The 7,365-nt window shown below is 70.5% G+C and carries 5 protein-coding genes and 1 pseudogene; 4 read left to right on the forward strand and 2 right to left on the reverse strand.

The window, feature by feature from the left end:
• Positions 1–4: 4 nt before the first annotated feature.
• Together IF37_RS0131465 and dnaK are read right to left on the reverse strand one after the other, a co-directional pair.
• On the reverse strand, positions 5–613 hold the full coding sequence (locus tag IF37_RS0131465; protein WP_030750330.1) for a nucleotide exchange factor GrpE: 609 nt from the start codon (positions 611–613) through the stop codon (positions 5–7).
• Positions 614–621: 8 nt separating this feature from the next.
• Positions 622–2,514 carry a molecular chaperone DnaK gene (gene dnaK / locus IF37_RS0131470; protein ID WP_030750333.1) on the reverse strand — a complete coding sequence of 631 codons (1,893 nt, stop codon included), beginning with the start codon at positions 2,512–2,514 and terminating at the stop codon, positions 622–624.
• Between the two features lie 277 nt (positions 2,515–2,791).
• On the opposite strand from dnaK, the gene IF37_RS0131475 reads away from it, so the two are divergent.
• From IF37_RS0131475 to IF37_RS0131490, 4 genes and pseudogenes are all read left to right on the forward strand, one after another.
• Entirely contained in the window at positions 2,792–4,570 is a 1,779-nt protein-coding gene (locus IF37_RS0131475) for a helix-turn-helix domain-containing protein (RefSeq protein ID WP_030750336.1), read from the forward strand.
• A gap of 204 nt (positions 4,571–4,774) precedes the next feature.
• Positions 4,775–5,620: an aldo/keto reductase gene (locus IF37_RS0131480; protein WP_030750339.1), complete on the forward strand. Its 846-nt coding sequence runs from the start codon at positions 4,775–4,777 to the stop codon at positions 5,618–5,620.
• Between the two features lie 285 nt (positions 5,621–5,905).
• Positions 5,906–6,344 (forward strand): annotated as a pseudogene (locus IF37_RS42800) (DUF1931 family protein).
• 279 nt (positions 6,345–6,623) lie between these two features.
• Complete coding sequence (locus IF37_RS0131490) at positions 6,624–7,190, forward strand: type 1 glutamine amidotransferase domain-containing protein (protein WP_030750345.1); 567 nt, start codon at positions 6,624–6,626, stop codon at positions 7,188–7,190.
• Positions 7,191–7,365: the final 175 nt, after the last annotated feature.

The raw sequence follows: 7,365 nt of genomic DNA on the forward strand, positions 1-7,365 counted from the left end.
CCGGTCACTCCCGCTTCGCGACCGTCACGGAGGCGGGCCTGAGCTGCCGTTCGCCGTCCCCGTAGCCGGGGCGCAGCACCTCGACGACGGTGCCCGGGGGGGCGTCGGGGTCCTGGACGACACCGACCACCTCGTGCCGGGCCGGGTCGAAGGCGACACCGCTCTCCGCGTGCCGCGGGTAGCCGAGCAGTTCGAGGACGTTCACCGCCTGGTCGCGTACGGCCCGGACACCCTCCACGATCGCCCCCGGATCGGCGCCGGCATGGGTCAGGGCGAGCTCGAGGTTGTCGAGGACGGGCAGGAAGGCGGCCGCCGTGCGGGACCGCTCTGCCGCCCGTTCGCGCTCCAGTTCCCTGGCGTGACGCTTGCGAAGGTTGTCGAGGTCGGCGAGCGCGCGCCGCCAGCGGTCCTCCAGTTCCTTGATCGCGGTCGTGTACTCGTCCTCGGCGGGCGCGGGGCCGGCGGCATCGGGTCCCGGTTCGCCGTTCGCCGCTTCGGGCCGGGACGGGCCCGGTTGGGGCAGATCCCCGCGAGGACCGGGTCCGGCGCCTTCCGGGACCTGTGCGCCCGGATCCGACGCGGCCCGGTCTGGTTCCTGGGGGTGGGTGGGCATGGCGCGCCTCAGCCCTTGTCGAACTCGGCGTCGATGACATCATCGTCACCGTCACTCGTGGGACCGCCGGTGGCGGCGTCCTGGCCGGGACCGCCGCCTGTGGCGGCGCCCTGATGTGCCGCCAGTCCGGCGAGCAACTGCTGGAGCTCGGAGGTCAGAGGCCGCACGCGCTCCACGCCCGCCTCATCCTTGACCGCCGCCCGGGCGTCGGAGACGAGGATCTCGGCGCGTGCCTTCTCGTGCGCGGGCGCTGCGTCGCCCAGTTCGGCGAGGCGCTTCTCGACCTGGTACGCGACGGCGTCGAGTTCGTTGCGTGCGTCGACGGCCTCGCGGAGTGCCTGGTCCTGACCTTGGTTGCGCTCGGCCTCCTGGACCATGCGTTCGACCTCACTGCGGTCCAGGTTGGAGCTCTCGCTGATGGTGATGCCCTGTTCCTTGCCGGTGTCCCGGTCGCGGGCCTTGACGTTGAGGATGCCGTTGGCGTCGATGTCGAAGGTGACCTCGATCTGTGGTTCGCCCCGCGGCGCCGGCCGGATGTCGGTGAGCTGGAACCGGCCCAGCACCCGGTTGTCGGCGGCCCGCTCGCGCTCGCCCTGGAGGACCACCACATCGACGGCCGGCTGGTTGTCCTCGGCGGTGGAGAAGGTCTCGCTGCGGCGCACCGGAATGGTGGTGTTCCGCTCGATGATCTTCGTCATCACTCCGCCGCGTGTCTCCACGCCCAGCGACAAGGGTGTGACGTCGAGCAGCAGGACGTCCTTGACCTCGCCCTTGAGTACCCCGGCCTGGATCGCGGCGCCCAGGGCCACGACCTCGTCGGGGTTGACGCTCATGTTGGGCTCCTTGCCGCCGGTCAGCCGGCGGACCAGCGTCTGGACGGCGGGAATGCGGGTGGAGCCGCCGACGAGGATGACCTCGTCGATGTCGCTCTCGCCGACCTTCGCGTCGGCCATCGCCTGCTGCACCGGTCCCAGACAACGCTCCACCAGGTCGCCGGTGATCTGCTCGAAGGTGGACCGCATGATCGAGTCGGTGAGGTGCTTGGGGCCCGAGGCGTCGGCCGTGATGAACGGCAGGCTGACCTGCGTCTGCGTCACCGAACTGAGCTCGGTCTTGGCCTTCTCCGCCGCCTCGAACAGTCGTTGCAGCGCCTGCGGGTCCTTGCGCAGGTCGATGCCGTTCTCCTTCTGGAAGTCGTCCGCGAGGTAGTCCACCAGACGCCGGTCGAAGTCGTCGCCGCCCAGGTGGCTGTCACCGGCCGTGGAGCGCACCTCCACCACGCCGTCGCCGACGTCGAGGATGCTCACGTCGAAGGTGCCGCCGCCCAGGTCGAAGACGAGGACGGTCTCGTGCTCCTTCTTGTCCATGCCGTACGCGAGGGCGGCCGCCGTCGGCTCATTGATGATCCGCAGCACCTCCAGTCCGGCGATCCGTCCGGCGTCTTTGGTGGCGGTGCGCTGGGCATCGTTGAAGTAGGCGGGAACCGTGATGACCGCCTCCGTGACCCGCTCCCCCAGCTGCTTGGACGCGTCGTCGGCCAGTTTGCGCAGCACCTGTGCGCTGATCTCCTCAGGCGCGTACAGTTTCCCGCGCACCTTGAAGCGGGCCGCCCCGCCGTCGCCCTCGACGACGTCGTACGCCACCGCCCTGGCCTCGTCGGAGATCTCGTCGAAGTGCCGGCCGATGAACCGCTTGGCCGAGTAGATGGTGCCCTTGGGGTTGAGGATCGCCTGGCGCCGGGCCAGCTGGCCCACCAGACGTTCCCCGGTGTCGGTGAAGGCCACCACGGACGGTGTCGTGCGATTGCCCTCGCTGTTGGGCACGACGGACGGCTCGCCGCCCTCCCACACGGCGATCACCGAGTTGGTGGTGCCCAGGTCGATGCCCACTGCCTTGGCCATGAGGAACTCCTCCCGGTGCAGCGCCTGCGTCGACTCTCCGGATCACGTTCGTTCGGACAGAGGTGGGACTCCGCCGGTTTCCCACCGGTGCGCACGGAGGGTCTCGAGCACTCCCCAGGGTGACGAAACGGGTGGCTCCACGCCTGCGCCTGGCGAGTCAGGAATGCGCGGGTCCGGTCGCCCCACGAGTACGAGAGAAAGAACCCACGCGTCTCGGGTAGCCGGCCCGGGACCGGGTACGCGAAAGCCGCTCACCTCCGCAGGACGGAGTGATCCCATGGTCGGCAGTCGGGCGTACAGCCTGTACCGCTGCTCCGACCGGAAGGGCAGCCTTCCGCGGGTCGGCGCCCGGCGGCACCCCACGGCCGCGCCCAGGCGGCCCCGCCTGCCCGCTCGCACCCCGGCCGCCCATGCCCTCCACGAACTGATCGCGCTCTCCCACGCCCAGTTCGACGCTCCGGACGAAGGCGAGATCCTGCGCCTGGCCATGGATCACATAGTCGCCGCGGGGCCGTACAGCGCCGAGGCCGGATACCTCAAGGTGGACGGCGACCTGGTCCCCAGCCCGTGGAACGGGCGAACGCATGCCTCGGCCGTGGGCCGGAGGGTGCGGGAGCTGGCCGGGCAGGACGGCAAGGTGACCGTGGCCGGCAGGCCCTGGGGCCGGGCCCTGGGGCTACGCGGACCCGGGGTACTCCACGGCTACCTCGTGGTCACGTCCCGCTCACGGCCCACCAAGACCGAGCGGTCCCTGCTCGCCATGCTCGTCCGGCACACCGCTGCCGCACTGTCTGTCGCCTTCGCGCACCGCCGCCAAGGCGAGGACGCGCTGGAGCTGCACCGGCTGAGGGAGGAACGCACAGCCCTCCAGCGGAAGCTGATCTCTGTGGTGGCCGAGCTGAGCTACGAGCGAGCCGTTCACGCTCTGATGGCCGACGTCGCTGCCTCGGGTGGCGGCGAGGAAGCCGTCACCCGCGCACTGCACGGGCTGACAGGACTTCCCGCGCTGGTCGAGGACCGCTTCGGTCGGCTGAGGTCCTGGACCGGCCCCAGCCGCCCCGTCCCCTACCCCGAACCGAACCCCGTGCGCCAGGACGACATGCTGCACGCCGTCGCCCGCCAGGCCGGTCCGGTGCGGATAAGGGACCGGCTGATCACTTTGATCCGACCGCACGGCGAGATCCTGGGCGTGCTGGCCCTGGTCGATGCCCGGGAGGAGGCCGACGAGCACACCGTGCTCGCGCTGGAACACGCCGCCGCGTCGCTCGCGCTGGAAATGTCGCACCTGCGCGATCTGGCCGAAGTGGAGCTGAGGCTGCACCGCGAGCTGGTCGACGACCTCCTGGCGGGGACGGACGAGGCGAGCGCCTACGCCCGGTCCGAGGCAGTCGGACACGACCTGCACCGCAGCCACTACGTCGTCGTGGTGCAGTGGTCGAACCGGACCGCCGACGATTCCTTCGCACAGACCGTGGGGCGGGCGGCCTTTGCCGTGGGCATGCGCTCGCTGCTGACCCGACGCTCCGACCACGTCGTCCTGGTCACCGACGACCGGCCGCACGCCCGCGCGCTGTACGAAGCGCTCGCCCGGGCGACCGGATCAAGGTCCGGGACGATCGGGGTGAGCGCCCCATCCGACTCCCTGAACGACATCCCCCACCACTACCAGGAGGCGCGGCGCGCCCTGGAGGTGCGCCGCCACTCCCACGAGCGCTACGGCACGACGTTCTTCGACGAGCTCGGCCTCTACCGCATCCTGGGACCCGGCAACGATTACCGGGAATTGGAGACGTTCGTCCACGAGTGGCTCGGGCAGCTCATCGACTACGACTCCCGGCACCACGCGACCATGGTGGAGACCCTGTCCCGGTACTTCGACTGTGGCGGCAACTACGACGAGACCGCCGACTCCCTCGCCATCCACCGCAGCACGCTGCGCTATCGGCTCCAGCGCATCCGCGACATCAGCGGCCACGACCTCGCGAACGTCGAGGACCGGCTGAACCTCCAGGTGGCGACCCGAGTGTGGAAGATCGTGCTGGGCGGACCCGGCTGATGCCTCACTGGAACTTCCGCGCGAGCGGTGTCAGCGGCAGTCAAGGCGGGCAGCCCGCCGTGCGGACCGCGCTGCTCGGCTTCGCGGCGGTCCTCTCCCGCGGCGGCGCCGTGTCAGTGGTCGCCGCGTTGTCTGGGAGGCGCGGACCTGGGCACCCGGTCCGGGTGCGCGTGACGCGGATCCGCGGCGGACGGGAGGCCCGAGATGTCTGCGGAATCGGCCGGAACGATCACGCTCCCCTCCGGTGAGGAGATCGCGGCGCTCGGGCAGGGCACCTGGTACCTGGGCGAGGCCCCGGCCCGGCGTGAACAGGAGATCGCCGCACTGCGACTGGGCGTGGATGTGGGCATGACCATCGTCGACACGGCGGAGATGTACGGCGACGGCGCAGCCGAGGAACTGGTCGGGGAGGCCCTCCGTGGACGCCGGGAGGAGGTCTTCCTCGTCAGCAAGGTGCTGCCCGGCCACGCCGACCGGAAGGGCACCGTCGCCGCCTGCGAGGGCAGCCTGCGGAGGCTCCGTACGGAACGGCTGGACCTGTACCTGCTGCACTGGCGGGGCCGGTGGCCACTCGAGGAGACCCTCGCGGGATTCACCGACCTGATGGAGGCGGGGAAGATCCGGCACTGGGGCGTGAGCAATCTGGACGTGGCTGACCTGGCCGAGCTGGCCACCCTCCCCGGTGGCGCCGCCACGGCCGTCGACCAGGTGCTGTACAACCTTTCCCGGCGCGGCATCGAGTGGGATCTGCTCCCCTGGTGCCGCGAGGCCGGGGTGACGGTCATGGCCTACTCCCCGATCGAGCAGGGGCGGCTGCTGAAGGGCGACGCCTTGGGTGCCGTGGCCCGGGCCCTCGGAGCCACGCCGGCCCAGGTCGCACTCGCCTGGGTGCTGGAACGGGGGGTGGCCGCGATCCCGCGTTCCGGATCACACGACCACGTTCGGGAGAACCACGGCGCGCTGGACCTCCGCCTTCCCACCGAGGCGCTCGACGCCCTAGACGAGGCGTTCCCGCCGCCCAACGGGCCCACGCCCCTGGAGATGCTCTGAAGAGGTCGTCAGGGTGGCCCCCCGCGCGACGCCTCTCCTCTCGTACGAGGCGTCGCAACGCCGTGCAGCCGCCTGTGGACGGGCGGCCGTACGGCCGGCCGAGGGATGCCTGCGCACTTCATGCTGCTCTGCCAGGGGAAGAGGGGGCGCCCTTTTTCGGCCTGGAGTGCGGAGGCGCTCCGTAGGGGGCTCTGCGAATCTCGACCGGGTAACAGCCGATAGCGGCGCGGGCGGGAGCGAACGGCGCCGTCCGTTCCCGGTGAGGAGGCGAGAGGCATGACCGTGATGGGTGTGTCGAAGTTCGAGAGGTTCTTCCGCGCCGCCGCAAGCCTCGACGTGGACAGGAACGACCTGAAGCGGTACGGCGATTTCGTCGACGCCAAGCTCTACGACCTCCTGGTCGCCGGCCAGGTCGGCCAAGGCCAACGGCAGGGACACCGTCGAACCGTGGGATCTACCGATCACCAAGGGCCTCCAGGAGAGCATCCATCGGTTCCGGCGGCTCGACGAGGAGGTCGAGCTGAAGCCGATCCTGGAACAGCTCGCCGCACACCCTCCCCTCGACAGGGCACCCACCCAGGAGGCCGAAGAGCGCTACCCCGAGATCATCGGCGGTCTCAGCGTCGCTCTCGCCGAGACGTTCGAAATCATGTATCCGGATGTCAAGAACCCGCAGACCAGTCACTGGGAGGGCGTTACAGCGGTGTTCGACCGGCTGCTGTAGCGGTCGCGCCCCGGTGCGTGGCGCCGCCTCGTCTCAGGCCGGGAAGGTCGAGCCGCCCCGGATCATCTCCCACGAACTCATACTCAACAAGGCAGCGGACGGATACACGGACACCAGTATTCCGGCGCCCGCGACGACGGCTGGACGAAGGTCGTCCTCACTCGGACGGCAGCTTTTGCCGACCGCGCGCAGCCATGCACTCGGGGCACCTTCGGGCCCCGCCGGGTGTTCCAACCGCTCGCGTCCCAAGAACCGGCGACTCGTGAAGGGAGCCGTACCATGACACAGGAACTCCGGGGGATGCGGGTGGGAATTCTGGCCACCGACGGCGTCGAGCGCGTGGAACTCGACCAGCCGCGCGGCGCGTTGCAGGGCGCAGGGGCGAAGACCGAGATCGTCTCGCTCCACCACGGCGAGATCCAGGCCCGCCAGTTCGACCTCAACGCCGCCGGAACCTTCCCGGTGGACCGCCTGGTCGCCGACGCCTCCGTCGACGACTACCACGCCCTGCTCCTGCCCGGCGGCACCATGAACCCTGACCAACTGCGCATGGACCGCGACGCGGTGCAGTTCGTCAAGGACTTCATGGCCAGCGGGAAGCCGGTCGCATCGATCTGCCACGGCCCGTGGACCCTGGCGGAAGCCGACGCCGTGCGCGGCCGCCGCCTGACGTCCTGGCCCAGCATCCGCACCGACCTTCGCAACGCCGGCGCGGAGGTCATCGCCGACCAGGAGGTGGTCGTCGACGGGCAGTTGGTCACCAGTCGCGGCCCGGCCGACCTGCCCGCCTTCTGCGCCGCCGTCGTGGAGCAGTTCGCCCGGGCGCATCACCCCATGCCCGGCTGACCCGGCGGCCCGGTCGCAGGCGGTGGGAGCAGGCGGTGCACGGTGGACGTGGGCCCGCTCCCCACCACCACGGACCGGTCAGCCTGGGCGGTCGCCTCCGTACGGCTGCCGTCCGTATATCGTGCAGCGGTCGTATGCCGGATGAGGTGACCGCCCTTCGGACCCACTCTCGGTC

Origin of the sequence: Streptomyces sp. NRRL S-31, assembly GCF_000718775.1 — a bacterium.
In the GTDB taxonomy this organism is placed as follows: domain Bacteria; phylum Actinomycetota; class Actinomycetes; order Streptomycetales; family Streptomycetaceae; genus Streptomyces.

What these genes read in the sequence shown, in the direction of transcription:
- dnaK (WP_030750333.1), bottom strand. Translation starts at nt 2,514, where the DNA reads ATGGCCAAGGCAGTGGGCATCGACCTGGGCACCACCAACTCGGTGATC.
- IF37_RS0131480 (WP_030750339.1), top strand. Translation starts at nt 4,775, where the DNA reads ATGTCTGCGGAATCGGCCGGAACGATCACGCTCCCCTCCGGTGAGGAG.
- IF37_RS0131465 (WP_030750330.1), bottom strand. Translation starts at nt 613, where the DNA reads ATGCCCACCCACCCCCAGGAACCAGACCGGGCCGCGTCGGATCCGGGC.
- IF37_RS0131475 (WP_030750336.1), top strand. Translation starts at nt 2,792, where the DNA reads ATGGTCGGCAGTCGGGCGTACAGCCTGTACCGCTGCTCCGACCGGAAG.
- IF37_RS0131490 (WP_030750345.1), top strand. Translation starts at nt 6,624, where the DNA reads ATGACACAGGAACTCCGGGGGATGCGGGTGGGAATTCTGGCCACCGAC.